We start from the raw sequence: 16,351 nt of genomic DNA, 5'->3' as shown, positions 1-16,351 counted from the left end.
ACCGAGTTTCTTTCAGAAACATTGCAGGGTCAAGCCCGATAATAACAATAAAGTATAAAATTCAGCATTCGCCTTTTTTAAGCTTTTCAAAATTTATTTGACTTTTTAAAGTTATTTTCTTCTATATAATAAACTATACTATTTGACATTCTCTTTCTTATATATTACTATAATAAATCAATTATTCTAACTAGATGATAGGAGAAAATGAAATGTCAATGAATTTGATATTGTTCATTGTTCTCCCTGTAGCAGGAATACTTCTTGGATGGACAATTCGCTGGGTTTATGCCAGATTTCAACTTTCCGCCTCGGAGCAAAAAGCCGAGCGCGTTAAACAAGATGCAATAAAAGAAGCGGAAGCTCAGAAAAAAGAGATTCTTCTTCAGGCAAAAGAACAACTCATTCAGGACCGTAATCAGCAGGAAAGGGAGAATCGTGAACGCCGTACAGAACTGCAGCGTTATGAAAGCCGTGTAAACAAAAAAGAAGAGCTTTTGGAGCAACGGAGCCAGGAGTTTGAAAAGCGCGACAAGGAATTTGCTTTAAATGTGGCGGAACTTCATAAGCGCGAGGCTGTTCTTTCGGAAGAGGAAGGAAAGCTTCGGGTTGAGCTTGAAAGAATTTCGGGGCTTACTGCGGAAGAAGCAAAATCGCTTATAATCAAGAGCCTTGAAAATGACGCCCGCCATGATGCTCAGTCTTTGCTGAACAAGATTGATCAGGAAGCCCAGCTTAATGCTGAAAAGAAAGCGCAGGAAATTCTTGTTTCTGCTATTCAGCGTATCGCCACGGAAACTACAAGCGAAATCACAGTCGCAACAGTTTCTCTTCCAAGCGATGAAATGAAAGGCCGCATTATCGGGCGTGAAGGTCGCAATATCCGTTCTTTGGAAACATTGACAGGCGTTGACATCATTATTGATGATACTCCGGAAGCTGTTGTTATCAGCTGCTTTGATCCTGTAAGAAAGGAAATTGCGCGTGTGGCTTTGGAGCGTCTTATTATTGACGGAAGAATTCATCCGGCGCGCATAGAAGAAATTGTTCAAAAAGTTACCCGCGAGATTCAGCAGAAGATTTATGAGGAAGGCGAAAAAGCTTTGTTTGAACTTGGCTTGCATAGCATGAGCCAGGAAGCGATAAGAGCTATAGGACGTCTCTACTTTAGAACAAGCTACGGACAGAATGTTCTTACGCATTCTAAGGAAGTTGCGGAACTTGCAAGCATTCTTGCTGCGGAAGTTGGAGCAAACAGGGAACTTGCAAAACGCGCTGCTTTGCTTCATGACATTGGAAAAGGCGCGGAAAATGACAGCGACCAAAACCATGCGGAAGTCGGAGCGGAAATGGCACGCAAGATGGGCGAAGATCCTCGTGTTGTCAATGCAATTGAAGCGCACCACAACGATTGCGAGCCTCAGACTATAGAAGCTGTTATTGTTCAGGTTGCCGATGCAATAAGCGCAGCCCGCCCTGGAGCAAGGCGAGAAACTGTAGATAACTATGTTAAACGTCTTGAAAATCTTGAGGAAACTGCAAAGAAATTCAATGGTGTAGAGCAGGCTTATGCAATTCAAGCTGGACGTGAACTTCGTATTCTTGTAAACAATGATAAAATTCCGGATGAGCAGGTAAAAGATCTTGCAAAACAGATTGCAAAGCAGATTGAAACTGACTTGCGTTATCCTGGAAGAATCAAAATTACAATGATACGCGAAACCCGCATTATTGAATACGCAAGATAATTTTTAAGCCCTGGAAACACTACTTCCGGGGCTTTTTTTATAATTTCTTGTGTTCTTGAATGCTTCAAATAATTTGTTTGACAAAATGCGTTTTAGGGTACAGGATTTTATTATGACAGATGTTGAAAATCTTGAAAAAATAATTCGTGATATTTTTGGTGTAAGAAAAATCATCAAGAAAAAGCGGAACACAAACAAATGCATTCAACCTCTTAATATTTATCCGCTGAATATGTTTGCCTTCAATTTTATAAATCGTCTGACTCGGCTGAATGAAAAATTCAAAGGCAATAAAGCTGCGCTTAATACAATCTGCGAGCGTGTAAAAAATCTTGGCGAGGCAAAAGATTCAGGCTGGGCAGGACCTTACAGCGAGCTTGTGGCTTTGGATTTTTATTCGCAATTTTCAGAGTTCCTTGGAATTTCTTATATAAATCTTCTTGAAATAAAGAAGCATAAAGAAAGCATTCCTGCAATGAACGGGCAGAAAGAAAAAATTGACATTGACTTGTGCCTTTCACTTAAAAATGAAAAGCTTTTTACTGATGTCAAGTCGTTTAACTGCGTTCACCAGATTATTTTTGATCGGATTTTTGAAGCGGTGGAAAATTATGCGGCAAAGGAATTTAAGAAAAATATTTTAATCGGTGTAGACAACCTTTCAAGTCTTGATTATCTTGATGTAAAGAATTCTCTTGTTTCAAAACGGCATGAAATTGAAAGGCTCTTGAAAAATGCAGTGAAGAAAAATCAGAATTTTGTTTCGTATTCTTCTGATTCAGGGCTGGCGTTTAATTTTAGAATCAGCTGGCCGGGCGAGATTTTGACTGTAAAAGACTATTCTCCGTTTGCAATGGCACAGGCTTACAGATATAAATTTCTTGACTACGGAAACAAGCTTGTTGACAACGAATATTCTCTTATAACAATGGTAAAAAATCCCTGGTTTAATGAAGAAACTGTGGATTTTGGAAATTTCAACAATATGTTTTACCGTTCGTTGAGTCGCCGCACTTTTATGGAGCTTGCAAAAAATGATTTTCCTGCAAAAGATTACTCTTCCGCCTATAAAACTGAAAAAATAAAAGTCTATGATGTTTCAAAAAGCATTGCCGGAATCGTTTTTATTGATGACAACAGCGTGCGCTCAAAGTACTACAAAAGCCTTTATTCCGCTTACATTTATCTGAACCCGAATTACAAAAACAAAACGCCGCTTTCAATCCGCAACATAGAAAAATTTTTCCGCAACAAATACGAAGTTCAGATAAAAGACTTCGATGACTTCAAGTGGGATAATTATTAGAAATCGGGGCTGTCTAATAAGTTCTAAATGCCATTGTCGCACTTGATACTGCGATATTTGCATAGCAAACTCGGTTAGCAATCTCTAAATGATTGCAATATATGCATTTAGATTTTCGGGTCAAGCCCGAAAATGACAAAAAAGATGCTTTTGGACAGCCCCGACTTTTTTAGCAAACGCCAATTGATTTCATGTATTCTTTTAGAACTTTAGTAAAACGTTGCATTTCTTCTGGCTTTATGTCGCCCATATTCGCGATTCGGAATGTGTCGATGTTGCCAAGTTTTCCCGGATAAATTGTGAATCCCTGTTTGCGTGCAAAATCGTGCATTTTGTTAAAGTTGTATTTTGGAGTTTCTGGAATCAGAATTGCGGTTATAAAATGCGACTGGTTTTCTTCTTTTACAAGCATTTTCAGACCGATTTCTTTTAGGGCTTTTACTAAAATTTTCCAGCATTCAGTAAAGCGTTCAAAGCGTTTTTCAATAGTTTCCTGCTTTGTTTCGGTTATTGCCTGGCGCAAAGCGTAGAAAGTCTGAACCGGTGGCGTGAATCTTGTCTGCTTTGTTTCCTGGAAATATTTGTACTGGTCATAAAGATTCAAGTAATAGTTTCGCATAGGCCAGTCTTTTTGTTTTAAAAGCTCGTCTTTTTTGCAGACAACAAAACCGATTCCTGCCATTCCGCCGATGTGCTTGTTGGAAGTTGCAGCACCAAAATCAATCTGGAGCTTTTCAAGGTCGATTGGCATCCCGGCGTATGCGCTTACGATGTCGCATACAGTTGTCATTCCGTATTTTTTTGCCATCGGACAGATTTTTTCAAGCGGATTCAAAAGTCCTGTTGTGGTTTCGTGGTAAACAACTGCGAATGTTGTGTATTTTTTTGATTTCATCTGGTTTTCAAGAGCTTCAAGGTCGATTGGTTCGTATGTTGAAGATTTGAAAATATCTGTTTCGATTCCGTAGACGCCTGCGATTTTTGCAAGTCGCGAGCCGTAAGAGCCGTTGTCAACCACAAGAAGTTTTCCGTCCGGAGGAACGCAGCTTGAAATCATTGCTTCGTCAGCACCTGTTCCAGAGCATCCGAACATTACAGTTGTGTATTTTTCTGGATTTGCAACAAAAGAAGTTAAATCTTCTGAAACTTTTTCCATCAGATTTCCAAATTCAAGTTCGCGAGGGCAAATATCTTTTACAACCTGAGCATATTTTACGCTATCAGTCGTTGTGGAAGGACCTGGATTTAAAAGAATTTCCCGCTGGACTTTTCTAAGTTCTTCATTTTCTTTGATGCGCGGATAAATCAATGTGTTTGCCCTAGTAAGCATTGCTTCGTCATCGATTTCTGTCCAAGCATAGTATTCAATTTTGTGTACATAAATCGGGTCATCTTTCGCAATTTTCTTGAAAACTGTCTCGTAGTCGATTTTTGCGTTTTCTGCGCGTGTCTTGTCGTAAAAATCTACCATCTTGTTCAAAAATTCTTTTGAAACTTTTGAGATTCCTACAAGTTCTCCCGCAACATTCTTTATTTCCGCCTTGTTTTTGCTTACGCCGCTAAGAACACCGTTTTCGTCCGTTTCAAGGTAAACTTCGTCCTCGCTGTTTGTTTTTCCGGAAGCAAGGATTACGTTTTTGCGGCTGTCGTTGTCCAGCACAAAAAGCCCGATTGAATCGTAGACAAGGTCGCTTTCAAGAAGAAGGGCAGAGTCTTTTACAAAAGGCGCGCAAACTTCAAGAGTTCCCATGCTGCTTGTGTTCTGGTAATTTACATTTCTTACAGTGCGGATACAGTGATATTTTTTTGCAAGTTCATCGTAGTATTCGTAGCAATGTCCAGTTCCGATGATGATTTCTTCAACGCCTGCAGCAATCAGTTTTTGAACAGAACGTTCCACCATCGCAATTCCGTCAATTTCAATAAATCCTTTTGGCATGGCTTTTGTTCGTCCGCCGAATCTTGAACCCAAACCGCCTGCCATTATAACTGCTTGTCTTATCATTATTTTAAAAACTCCATAAATGCTTTTTTGTTTTCCTGCGGAGTTGATTTTGGCCGCCCCAAATCCTTCCGCGCGCCTTTGCTGACTTTTACTTCAACAAAAGTTAGTTCGTTTGTATTATCATCAAAGGAATTCTTGATTTTGGCAAGAACTTCATCCAGTTCTTTTGCAGTTTTTGCTGAATAAATTCTTTTGTAGCGGCAGGCTTTTGCGATTTCCGGCAGATTTATTTCAAGTCCGACTGTCGGCTGTCCGCCTACAGAATCGTGTGCGCCGTTGTTCATTACAAAATGAACCATGTTTTTAGGACTTCTTGTGCCGACTGTAGCCATTCCGCCCATCTGCATTATTGCAGCGCCGTCTCCGTCAATACAGAAAACTGGGCGCTCAGGCTTTTGCATCGCAATTGAAAGCGCAATCTGAGATGCGTGTCCCATTGAGCCGACTGTAAGAAAATCTTTTTCGTGGCCCATTCCGTGTTTTTCGCGCAGTTCGTAAAGTTCGCGGCTTGCCATTCCAGTTGTGGAAACAAAAGCGGCTTTTTCTGGTGCAGAGAGCATGATTTTTTCAATTGCTTCTTCACGCTTCATTTCTGCAACAACAGGAATATTGTTTTTGAGCGTATATTCTTCAAAAGTCCCTTTGCGGATTACAAAAGCGTAAGGCGCACTGTTTGTTTTCATGTAATCGTATGCTTTTTTCAACTGGGCGGAAAGTTTTGATTCGTCTTCGGTTAAAATCTCGTAAGGAATCTGCATTGCGTCCAGAAGCGCACAGGTTACTTTGCCCTGTTTTACGTGTTGAGGCTCGTCGTGAACGCCAGGTTCTCCGCGCCAACCAATAAAAATTAAAAGCGGAACTGAATAAACGTCCGGGTCAACAAGCGAAAGAAGCGGATTTATCATGTTTCCTTCACCGGAATTCTGCATATAAATCAGCGGAATCTTTCCTGTGGCAAAATGGTAGCCAGCCGCAAGGGCAGTCGCGCTTCCTTCGTTTGCGGAGATTATGTGTTTTTCGGCGGGCGCATTGTCTGTGACGTATGCGCAAAAAGATTTTAAGAGAGAGTCTGGAACGCCGGCAAAAAAGTCTGTTCCGTTTTTCAAAAGGTCGTTGTATAAAGTTGAAGGTTTTATCATAAAATTTTCCTTTTTTATAATTTGAATTTCAGATTTTAATAATTGAGAAAGAATCGGTTGCCGCTTTCTTTTTCTTCTCGCTTATTCAATTTATTTTTTCAGCATTAAAATTTTCTATTCCAATTCCTATTTTGTTCCCGGAATCAGCTCAAGGATTTCTTTGATTGGCATGCACATTCCGTCTGTTTCAAGTGAGCGTTCAGCTTCTAGTATTGTTTCTGCGCATTTTTTCATTGCCGGGTATGATGAACGCAGCATGTGGTTCGCGTAGATAATCACGTTTGCGCCCCATTCTGCAAGTTCTTTTTCCTTGAACTGGTTGTAAGTTGTAGGAACAAGCACAATCGGAATTTTGTCGTATTCTATCCTGAACCGCTGGCAGAATTCTTTTATGTCCATTCCGCTCTTGTCCTTTGAATGAATCATAATTCCATCCGCACCTGCCCGCACTGCGGCAAAAGCTTTTGTAAGAGCTTCGTCAACAGAATATCCTGCGATAATTTCTTCGATTCTTGCGATAATCATAAAATCTTTTGTAACTTGCGCGCGTTTTCCTGCACTGATTTTTTCGCAGAATTCCTCTTCTGTTGCAAGAACCTGCTTTGCTTCAGTTCCAAAAAGCGAATTCTTTTTAAGCCCTTTTTTGTCTTCAATAATTACCGCGCTAACACCGTTTCGTTCCAAAGTGCGGACTGTAAAGACAAAATGTTCAGGAATTCCGCCCGTGTCGCCGTCATAAATAATCGGCTTTGTTGTGCATTCAAGGATGTCTGTAAGGCTCTGCATTCGCGTTGTAAGGTCAACCGCCTCAATGTCCGGCTTTCCTTTGCTTGTTGAATCCGTCAGCGAAGAAGACCACATTCCGTCAAACTGGTGGATTCCGTCCTCTTTTGTAACGCTTGCATGCTCCGCAATAAGCCCCGAAAGCCCCGAATGAGCTTCCAGAATGCGAACAACCGGCTTTGCCGCAATCAGTCTGCGCAAAGTCGCACGGCGAATATCCGGCGTAGTTCCAATATCCTTTGCGTTTTCAGCAAGCGCGGTCGAGTTGATTCCCTTTGTGTACGGAATCTCGACAATCTGACCGTTCCATTCCTTCATTGTCTCAAAACATTCCTCGCGGATTTTTGAAAGATAATTCGTTTTCCAGTCGTCGCCGTGAATCATAAAATCAGGTTTGTATTTTTTCAGGTTCGGAACGTAGCTCCAGTCATCCTGCGGAACAACACGCTCAACACCTTTTATGTCTTCAACAACTTCTTTTCGCTGCTCGTAAGTCAAATACGGAAGTCTCTTGTGGCTAGCAATCGCGCTGTCCGTCAAAAGTCCAATCGTAAGCTCACCCAGTTTTGCGCCTTCCTTGATGATATTGATAATTCCCGGATGAATAATATCGCCTGTGATTCCTAAATAAACTGTCTTTGGCATAAGAATTCCTCTTTTCTGCTCCAAAATAGATTTTTAATAAAAAAGTGTCAAGTCAACTTGTTCAAAAATCAAAATTTTTGTATATTATTTGAACAGAAAACAAAGAAATATGTGCAAAAAATGTGTTAAAATACACAAAAAGCAGAATCTGTTGAACAAAAAATAAAAAAAACGGCGGTTTTTGTGCTTTCAAGAAAAGAATTCGACATTTTAAGTCTTGTCGAGGCAGAAAAAAAGAAACTTTCTCAGCGTCAGATTGCGAAACTTACAGGTTATTCTGTTGGAACAGTGAACACAACATTTTCTGAGCTTGTGGAAAAACATTTTATTGATGGCGACAAAATTTCAGAAAACGGCTTGAATGCGTTGGAGCCTTATAGGGTTCGGCGGGCGGTTTTTCTGGCGGCAGGGTTTGGTTCGCGTCTTGTGCCGATTACATTGAACACTCCAAAGCCTCTTATCCGCGTTCATGGAAAAATGATTATAGAATCTTTGCTGGACGCGGTTGTTTCCGCAGGAATAAAAGAAATTGTTCTTGTGCGCGGTTATCTTTCCGCCCAGTTTGATCAGCTTAAATACAAATATCCAGATATAAAATTTGTGGAAAATCCGGTTTACAACGAAGGAAACAATATTTCTTCACTTTTGGCGGCAAAAAATTATCTGGAAAATGCGTATATTCTGGAATCCGACATAATCTTGAAAAATCCGCGGCTTGTCTCAAAATATCAGTATCAGTCAAATTATTGCGGAGTTCCATGCGAGCGCACGGACGACTGGTGTCTTTCTGTTGAAAAGGGCAGAATCAGCGGAGTAAGCGTTGGTGGAACTGACGGTTTCAGGATGGTCGGAATTTCATACTGGACGGAAGAGGACGGAAAAAAGCTTGGCGAATGCCTTGAAAAAGTGTACAAAATGCCAGGCGGAAAAGAACGTTATTGGGATTCAGTTCCTTTAACATATTGCAACAAGGATTTTAATCTGGTTGTGCGCAGCTGCTCGTTTGAAGATTTTACAGAAATTGACACTTACAATGAACTTAGGGCGGTTGACGGCGCATATAATATATAAAACGAAAGGAATTAGTACGGAAAATGTTAGAAATCAGTGGAATAAAAAAATCTTTTGATGGAACTACGGTCTTGAATGACATTTCTCTTGAAATCGGCGACTCTCAGATTGTCTCAATTCTAGGTTCTTCCGGGGGCGGAAAGACAACGCTTCTTAACATAATCCTTGGGCTTCTTCAGCCTGATTCAGGAAAAATTATTTTTAACGGAAGCGACATCACGAACACACCGATGGAACGCCGCGGATTCAATATTGTCTTCCAGGATTATGCGCTTTTTCCGAATCTTACCGCATACAAGAACATTGTCTACGGTTTGCGCAATTATCCGGACCGCTCATCGAAAGAGGAAATTGAGGCCTTGATTGACCTTCTTGATTTGCGCGAGCATCTGAACAAAAAAATCGATCAGCTTTCAGGCGGACAGAAGCAGCGCGTCGCTCTTGCTAGAACAATGGTTATGAAGCCAAAAATCCTGCTTCTAGACGAGCCGCTTTCTGCTCTTGACGGAGTAATCAAGGAATCAATAAAGGAAAAAATCGTTACAATCGCAAAGGAATTCCACCTTACAACAATTATTGTTACCCACGATCCGGAAGAAGCTCTTACAATCAGTGACAAAGTTCTTATTCTGAATAAGGGAAAAATCGAGCAGTTCGCTGAGCCTTCAGAAATAATCAAAAATCCGAAAAGCCAGTTTGTGAACGATTTTATCTTAAAGCAGCTTGAAGTAAAAAAGAACAACATCTACAAGCTTTTCAGTCTTTAGTAGCCGTTCGGGCTGGAACATAAAAAAGGAATTTTCAATGACAAAAATAAAAGATATGTTCAAGGAAATAAGAAACAAGCAGATGCGCGCGGCTTTTTACGTTGTGCTTCTTTTCTTTTTCGTTTTTATTTTTATTCCGGGAATTGTGCTTTTCAAGAATGCGTTCACGTTGAATTCCGGGGCGTTCAGCTTTAAGAATGTGGTTTCTGTCTTTGCCGGCGGAAAACTTCAGACGGCTTTTGCTCACAGCGTGAATGTTTCTCTTTTAAGTGCGCTTATTACAACGATTCTTGCCTTTGTCCTTGCGTACACAGTTAATTTTACAAATATTCCAGTCTGGGCAAAAAAGACTTTGCGCACTCTTGCGGTTTTTCCAATGCTGATTCCTACAATCACCTATGGCTTTGCGATAATCTATTCATTTGGAAAAAACGGACTTCTTACAAAATTGATTGGCAGGCAGTTCTTTGATTTTTATGGCTTTAAAGGACTGATTTTTGGCTATGTGATTTATACTTTTCCGATTTCGTTCACGCTTTTGACAAACACAATGGCTTATATTGACAGACGATATATTGTTGTGTGCCGGCTTATGGGCGACAGCTGCCTGCGCAGTTTTTTTACCGCAGTAATCCAGCCGCTTTTGGGAACGATTGCGGTTTCTGTTGTGCAGAGTTTTTTCCTTGCGTTCACTGATTTTGGTATTCCGGCTTCTATCGGCGGTCGGTATACGGTTGTCGCAGGGCTTTTGTACAACACAATGCTTGGAAGCCTGCCGGATTTTCATCAAGGTTCGGTGATTGCGCTATGTATGCTCTTTCCTTCGATTGTAAGCATTCTTCTTTTGAATTATCTCCAGCGTTTTAACGTTCGTTATAATAAAATCGCAATAAACGACAATCAGCCGGATATTTTCAGCGATATTTTGTGGACGTTAGTTTCTGTTGTCATCTGCGTTCTGATTCTTTCATCGTTTGTTGTGGTTTTTGTGGCTCCATTTGTTGCAGAATGGCCGTATAACAACACTTTTACGTTGAATCATTTTGTTTCTGTTTTTAATGATAAATCTCTTGTGCGCGTGTTCAAAAATTCCCTTGTGATGAGTTTTTTCACCGCAGTTTTTGGAACTATTCTTGTTTACGCTAGCGCGCTGGTTTCAGCCCGGAACAAAGGCTTGATTCACGGAACAAAGATTATTGAGGCAATTGCTCAGGTTTCAAACACGATTCCAGGAATGGTTCTTGGTATCAGTTTTTTGCTCGCATTCAGAAAAACTCCTCTGCACAACACGCTTGCAATTCTTGTCTGCTGTAACTTGGTTCACTTTTTTGCGACTCCATATCTGATGATGAAAGCGTCTCTCGACAAAATGAACATTTCATGGGAAACGACCGCGCGCATTCTTGGCGACAACTGGATAAAGACTGTTGCCCGGATTATTACGCCGAACGTTATGCGCACTCATCTTGAGATTTTCTGCTATCTTTTTATAAACGGAATGGTCACCGTTAGCGCAGTGGTTTTTCTTGCCGGAGCTAGAACAATGGTAATCACCACAAAAATTCAGGAACTTCAGCATTTCGCAAAATTCAACGAGATTTTTATACTTTCACTTTTGATTCTTGCAGTGAACCTTGTGATAAAAAGCGTAAAAGGAATTGTTAACAGAAAACAGTAAATTCTAATTTACAAACTGAATTTTACAAGAATGTGAATAAATCGTTATATTGATTTAACATTTTGTAGCAATAATAAAAAAAACTTTATGGAGGAAAAATGAAAAAAATCAGATTTTTTGCCACGCTTTTGGCGTGCGCTGCACTGTTTTCTGGCTGTACAAAGAAAAATCAGGCGGAAAAGCAGGTTATTATTTATTCAAATGCTGATGACGAGGCTGTTGTTTCTGTAAAAAAGGCACTTGATGAAAATGGATTTGCTGGAAAATACATTTTTCAGTCGTTTGGAACAAGCGAGCTTGGCGGAAAACTTTTTGCTGAAGGTTCAGACATTGAGGCAGATCTTGTTACAATGAGCTCTTTCTACATTGAAAGTGCCCAGCAGATGAACAATATGTTCAAGGATTTGACTTTTGCGGCAGATTCAACAGTTGCGCATCCAGCGTTTTATACTCCGCTACTTGCCCTTCAAGGCGCTGTGATTGTGAACACAAAACTTTTGAATGAAGACAAGATTCCTTGCCCGAAAAGTATAAAAGATTTAGGAAATCCTGAATACAAAAATCTTGTTAGCGTTGTTGACCCTATGGGAAGCACAACTGCATGGCTTATGGTTCAGGCTCTTGTCTCAGAATATGGGGAAGACGGTGCAAAAGAAGCCTTAAAGGCAATCTATAAGAACGCAGGTCCGCACCTTGAACTTTCAGGTTCTGGCCCGATAAAGAAAATCCGTTCCGGTGAAGTTGCTGTGGGTTTTGGACTAAGACATCAGGCTGTTCGCGACAAAAAATCCGGCCTTCCTATTGATTTTGTTGACCCGACTGAAGGAAATTTTTCTCTTACAGAATCAGTAGCCGTAATCAACAAGAAAAAATACAATCCTCTTGCAATGGAAATGGCCGAATGCATCATAAAAAACGCTCGTGCCGACATCATAAAGGATTACCCGGTGGTTCTGTATAAAGGTGAAACCGTTGACGCAGAAAATCAGGCGACAAACAGCAAAACATTCCCGGAAACACTCACAACAGAACTTCTTAAAAAGCACCAGGAACTAAGCGAAAGCTGCAAATAAAATTTTACTTAAAAAATCCATAAGGGCGAAGTCTCGCCCTACGTCCGCACTTCGTTGCGGCCTACCCACTCTCCTAGGGGCTTTGCCCCTAAAACCCAAAAAAAATCCTGCGGAATTTTTAGTTGTCTGCAGGATTTTTTACTTATTTATTTTCAATCTTGCTGATCATAAAATCAACAATATTTTTTCCAGCTTCGCCTTCGTGCATCCAGGCTTCGGCTTTTGCGGCGTGACGGGCTTCTTCAAGTTCCTTGCTGTCGCTTACAGACTGAATGACTTCTTTTATGTTTGAAAATTGTTCTTCCTTTAATTCTGTTCCGAACTTTTTCAAAACTGAATACTGCCACAATTCTTTTCCGTCCAAATCGTAGGCATCATATGGGCGCAAGTCAATTCCGGCATTTACGTACATAACAGGCTTGTCGCAAAGGAATGTGTAGTCAAAAATGATTCCAGAAAAATCAGAAATCATTATATCGGCTTTTTTCAAAGAGAAAATATTCTGCCGCTCATAGTCCCACACAACATTCGGATTGTCCTTATAGCGCTCTGTAAGGCGGTCGAGCATTTCCGCCTCTGATTTTTTTGACTGCGGATGTGGACGTACGATGATTCGCCATCCAGTTTTAGCAAGCGGGTCAAGAAGTTTTTCACCGTATTTTTTAAGAATTCCCACATCTCCCCAGCTTGGAGAAACAAGAACTGTAAACGGATGGTTTTCTTCCGCCGGAATATCCGCGATATTCTGTTTGTACACGTCAAGATAAGGACATCCAACTGTAACAAGCTCTTTTTTGGTGATTCCACGTTTTTCTTCAAGATAACGAATGTCTGTCGCCTGGTAGTCGCCGGTAAGAAGAACTGAGTCAAAAAAATCCAAGCCAAAAAGTCTGTAGGTTGTGGCATCGTTCGGCATGTGAAGAATGTGCGAGTAGTGCTTTACGTTTTTACTTCTTTTTAATTGATAAACTTGAAGTCCTGGAGTTGTCATAAGAACAATTCCTGCGCTTAGCATATTTAATTTTGCAAAAGCAGTATTTCCTTCACCGATAAATTCGGCTTTTACATAATTGTATTTTTGCTCAAAAATCGGGTCTGTCTTAGAAGAAGTAAGATATTCAAGAGGAATTTTTCTTTTTTCAAATTCCTCCACAACTGGTTTGAAAGTATTCCAGTACTGGTTTCCTTCGTTGTAAATTACATACGGCTTGTAAGAAGAGTCAAGTTGAATTTTGCCATCTTTTTTTCCTGACAAAAAAAGCTTGATTTTTAAAAGAAGTGCTTTTGCCAAGAAAAATAGTGTTGCGGCTGCTCCAATTAAAATACTAAAAAGCATTGAGCCCGTGCCAGGATCAATGTAAAGTGGTAAAATCATTTTTATCTCCTAATAAAAATTTGCAAAACTATTTGATTCCTTTCTGCCAGTTTTTGGCTTCAAAGAGATTTTCTGAAATTGTGTACCAGTCATCTTCTGGAACTGTAAATATGTTCAGACCGTTTTTTCCAGGATGCCAGTTGTGTGTAAGAACAATTCCAGAAGCTTTCTTTTCTGCTGGTGGAATTTCCTTGATTTCTTTGCCTGTTACCGGATTTTTAGGATTTTTTATAATTCCTTTTGTCGCAATCGCTGGAACATCTGCGTTTGTCATAAAATCTTTATTTACGGTAAGTTTTCCTTTTGCATTAAAATCTTTTACCAAAAGAAGCGGATGGTTGTGGTCAGGATTGTATCCTTGAGGAAATTCTGCCTGTTCAAAGTCGAGTTTGAATCCTTCTGAAGTTCCGATTCCGTGATCAGCAACAAAAATAATGCGCGAATTATCGTAGCAGTCGTTTTCCTTTAAATACTGAATCCATTCTCCGAACCGTTTGAATGCGGCAATATTTCCAGAAGCGCAGCTGTATTTTTCAACTTTAGAATGAGTTTTGTCTTCAATATTGATTGCAGGAACATAATCCGGTGCCTGAAGTTTTTGCCCTGAATGGGTTGTGTCGTTTACTATTGCAAAGAATTTGTTTCCTTCAGCTGTAAAATCTGTAAGTTCTGGCATATAGTCAAGCGCCGAATAATAATCGATAAATTCCATTATGTCAGAAGTCTGTTCGTCGGAAGACCACCATGCGCCATCATCATATACACTGTCGCGCGCAAAAAGTGGAACTGCCTTAAAAAGACTGAACCATACAAGGTTTCGTTTAAGGCATGTGCTTGTGATATTTGGTCGCACTTTGTCAGGGTTTTGTTTTACCCAAAGATCTGTGTATTTTCGCTCAACATTGAAACCTTCGATTTTTTCATAAGGTGAACAGATTGACATATCAGGAATCCAGCTGTAGTTTGCCCAGCTCAAGTCCGAAACTTGCGCTGTAAAATCTGCTTGTTCGGTAAAGATTCGTGGAAGCGTTAGAAGCGCTTCGTTCTGTTTGTCAATAAGACGTTCTGTTTTGCGTTTGTTTATTTCTGCAGGAGTATATTCGTAGCCGCCAAAAAGCGGTGGAGCACCAAGTAATGTTCCTTGGTTCCAAGAGGCTGTGTTGTGGTAGAGCGTGAATCCGTCGTAAATGTCATACAATTCTGGGAAGGCTTCAAAAATCGGTTGAACATAAGAATTTTCTGCGCGGTCAAGCATGATTACGAACACATTTTTTCCTGTTTTTGAAACGTGGTAAAGCGGAGTTATTGTGTCAACTTCCTGCACATCATCGGCAACAGTTCTTTTGTATTCTGAATATCCATTTTGAATCTGCACAATGTGAACAAGCGAAAGTCCTGCTTCTGCGATAAGAACCACCGCAAGAATTCCGTTCAAAACTTTTTCTTTTTTAAATTTAAGAAGAAGAAAAGGAATGCAGGCCGCAAAAATTATGCATAACAAATTAATGATTATCTGCCAAAACTGTGCGGAATCAATATTTTCAGCAAAAGTTATAAGACGCGAAAGAGTTCCGTAGTTGCCTGAAAAAACAAATGCGTCAATCAAGGCAACAAAAAGCAGAACCGGCATTACAACTGCGAATCCGGCTTGGATGCGTGCGTTGAACAGAAAGTAAACACAGCTCATCCAGAACACAAAAAGCCCGAAAGTCTGTGTTGTGGAATTGTAGATAAAATAAAGCGGCGAGCCGTGTCCGTCAATATTTGAAAATTCAACAGGGGAAGAACCTATTATGAATGAAGGAATTACAGTTCCTGCGAAAAGGCAAAGCGCAATGCTTGAAACAAAGAAAATTCCAAACCGTGCTTTTTTGTTTTCTGTGAGCGGTTTTAAAGTTGTGTCCAAAAGATGCGAGATGAATTTTACAACAAAAGGTACTGCCAAAAGCAAAGTTGCAACTGTTGCAAGCAGAATTCGCTTGTGTAAAAATCCATGATGAACAAAAAGAACGTAGCCGTCTAAACCGAAGATTGCGGCCGCAAAAACAACATACAGAACTTTTGCAGGATTTTTAATTTTATAGAAGATATTTTTTACAAGAGAGAAAACATTGTTCATCGTCCAATAAAGAACGAGTCCTGCTGGAGATGAATAAAGAATTACAAGGAAAATCAGCGCCATTGCGTAAATTGTGATCTTGTCCTTGAATTTGAATCCTTTTGTGTAAATCGCACCAGCAACAATATTTATGAGCGTCATCGCGATTGGAAGCACATTGATTGGAAATCCACCGATTGAAAAAAGCGCGTCCTGTGCGCCCATGTCTTTTATAAAAAGGAACGAATAGCCGCGCAAAGATTCAAGGTTTGAAAGAAAAGAATATGCCGCCATAAAAAACGGAATCTGAATCAAAAGTCCGAATGATGAGCGCAATGCCATAAGCGGATGGTAATGATTTTCTTTGTAGAAAGTTGTAAGAATCATGTACTGCTCATCGCCTTTAAAAACAGACTTGATTCGCTGGATCCCCGGATCAAGTTTTTTCTCTGTGTCACGCTGAATCTGCTGCCAATGCTCGGCCACAATATAAAGCGGAAGACAAAGAATAGAAACTGCAAGGCTTACTCCAATAACCGCAATTCCTTCGTTTTTGAAAACGCTGTCAAAAAGTACAAAGGAAAACTCGATTATCTGAATAAGCGGATAAATTATTACCGTGTAAAGAAAATTTAACATAAAGAAAAACCTTTAATTAAAGAT

At 40.1% G+C, this 16,351-nt stretch carries 11 protein-coding genes; 6 read left to right on the top strand and 5 right to left on the bottom strand.

Annotation, left to right across the window (positions count from 1 at the left end):
* Positions 1-218 precede the first annotated feature (218 nt).
* A complete protein-coding gene (rny, locus tag B3209_RS11340) occupies positions 219-1,748 on the top strand; it encodes a ribonuclease Y (protein WP_296665068.1) in 1,530 nt (509 codons plus the stop codon).
* Positions 1,749-1,860: 112 nt separating this feature from the next.
* Positions 1,861-3,054 (top strand): hypothetical protein, encoded by a 1,194-nt coding sequence (locus B3209_RS11335; protein ID WP_296091036.1) that lies wholly within the window; start codon positions 1,861-1,863, stop codon positions 3,052-3,054.
* 169 nt (positions 3,055-3,223) lie between these two features.
* Here the strand turns inward: B3209_RS11335 and B3209_RS11330 are convergent, their stop codons facing one another.
* The 3 genes from B3209_RS11330 to aepX form a co-directional block, all read right to left on the bottom strand.
* A complete protein-coding gene (locus B3209_RS11330) occupies positions 3,224-5,059 on the bottom strand; it encodes a 2-aminoethylphosphonate aminotransferase (protein WP_296665066.1) in 1,836 nt (611 codons plus the stop codon).
* Positions 5,059-6,198 carry a phosphonopyruvate decarboxylase gene (gene aepY / locus B3209_RS11325; protein ID WP_296665064.1) on the bottom strand — a complete coding sequence of 380 codons (1,140 nt, stop codon included), beginning with the start codon at positions 6,196-6,198 and terminating at the stop codon, positions 5,059-5,061. The genes B3209_RS11330 and aepY overlap by 1 nt, the downstream gene beginning before the upstream one ends.
* A 126-nt stretch (positions 6,199-6,324) precedes the next feature.
* A complete protein-coding gene (gene aepX, locus B3209_RS11320) occupies positions 6,325-7,626 on the bottom strand; it encodes a phosphoenolpyruvate mutase (protein ID WP_296690702.1) in 1,302 nt (433 codons plus the stop codon).
* A gap of 183 nt (positions 7,627-7,809) precedes the next feature.
* Between aepX and B3209_RS11315 the strand changes: the two genes are divergently transcribed.
* From B3209_RS11315 to B3209_RS11300, 4 genes are all read left to right on the top strand, one after another.
* Positions 7,810-8,697 (top strand): NTP transferase domain-containing protein, encoded by an 888-nt coding sequence (locus tag B3209_RS11315; protein ID WP_296690699.1) that lies wholly within the window; start codon positions 7,810-7,812, stop codon positions 8,695-8,697.
* A gap of 23 nt (positions 8,698-8,720) precedes the next feature.
* Positions 8,721-9,464, top strand: a complete 744-nt coding sequence (locus tag B3209_RS11310) for an ABC transporter ATP-binding protein (RefSeq protein WP_296690696.1) — start codon at positions 8,721-8,723, stop codon at positions 9,462-9,464.
* Positions 9,465-9,501: 37 nt separating this feature from the next.
* Positions 9,502-11,142, top strand: a complete 1,641-nt coding sequence (locus B3209_RS11305) for an ABC transporter permease (RefSeq protein ID WP_296690692.1) — start codon at positions 9,502-9,504, stop codon at positions 11,140-11,142.
* 98 nt (positions 11,143-11,240) lie between these two features.
* Positions 11,241-12,215 (top strand): extracellular solute-binding protein, encoded by a 975-nt coding sequence (locus B3209_RS11300; protein ID WP_296665054.1) that lies wholly within the window; start codon positions 11,241-11,243, stop codon positions 12,213-12,215.
* A gap of 142 nt (positions 12,216-12,357) precedes the next feature.
* On the opposite strand, the gene B3209_RS11295 is transcribed toward B3209_RS11300, so the two are convergent.
* Both B3209_RS11295 and yidC read right to left on the bottom strand, forming a co-directional pair.
* On the bottom strand, positions 12,358-13,590 hold the full coding sequence (locus B3209_RS11295; protein WP_296665052.1) for a CDP-glycerol glycerophosphotransferase family protein: 1,233 nt from the start codon (positions 13,588-13,590) through the stop codon (positions 12,358-12,360).
* A 28-nt stretch (positions 13,591-13,618) separates the two neighbouring features.
* On the bottom strand, positions 13,619-16,327 hold the full coding sequence (yidC, locus tag B3209_RS11290) for a membrane protein insertase YidC (protein ID WP_296665050.1): 2,709 nt from the start codon (positions 16,325-16,327) through the stop codon (positions 13,619-13,621).
* Positions 16,328-16,351: the final 24 nt, after the last annotated feature.

Source organism: Treponema sp. UBA6852 (assembly GCA_002449305.1).
GTDB lineage: Bacteria > Spirochaetota > Spirochaetia > Treponematales > Treponemataceae > Treponema_D.
This window is presented reverse-complemented; position numbering and strand designations above follow the sequence as displayed.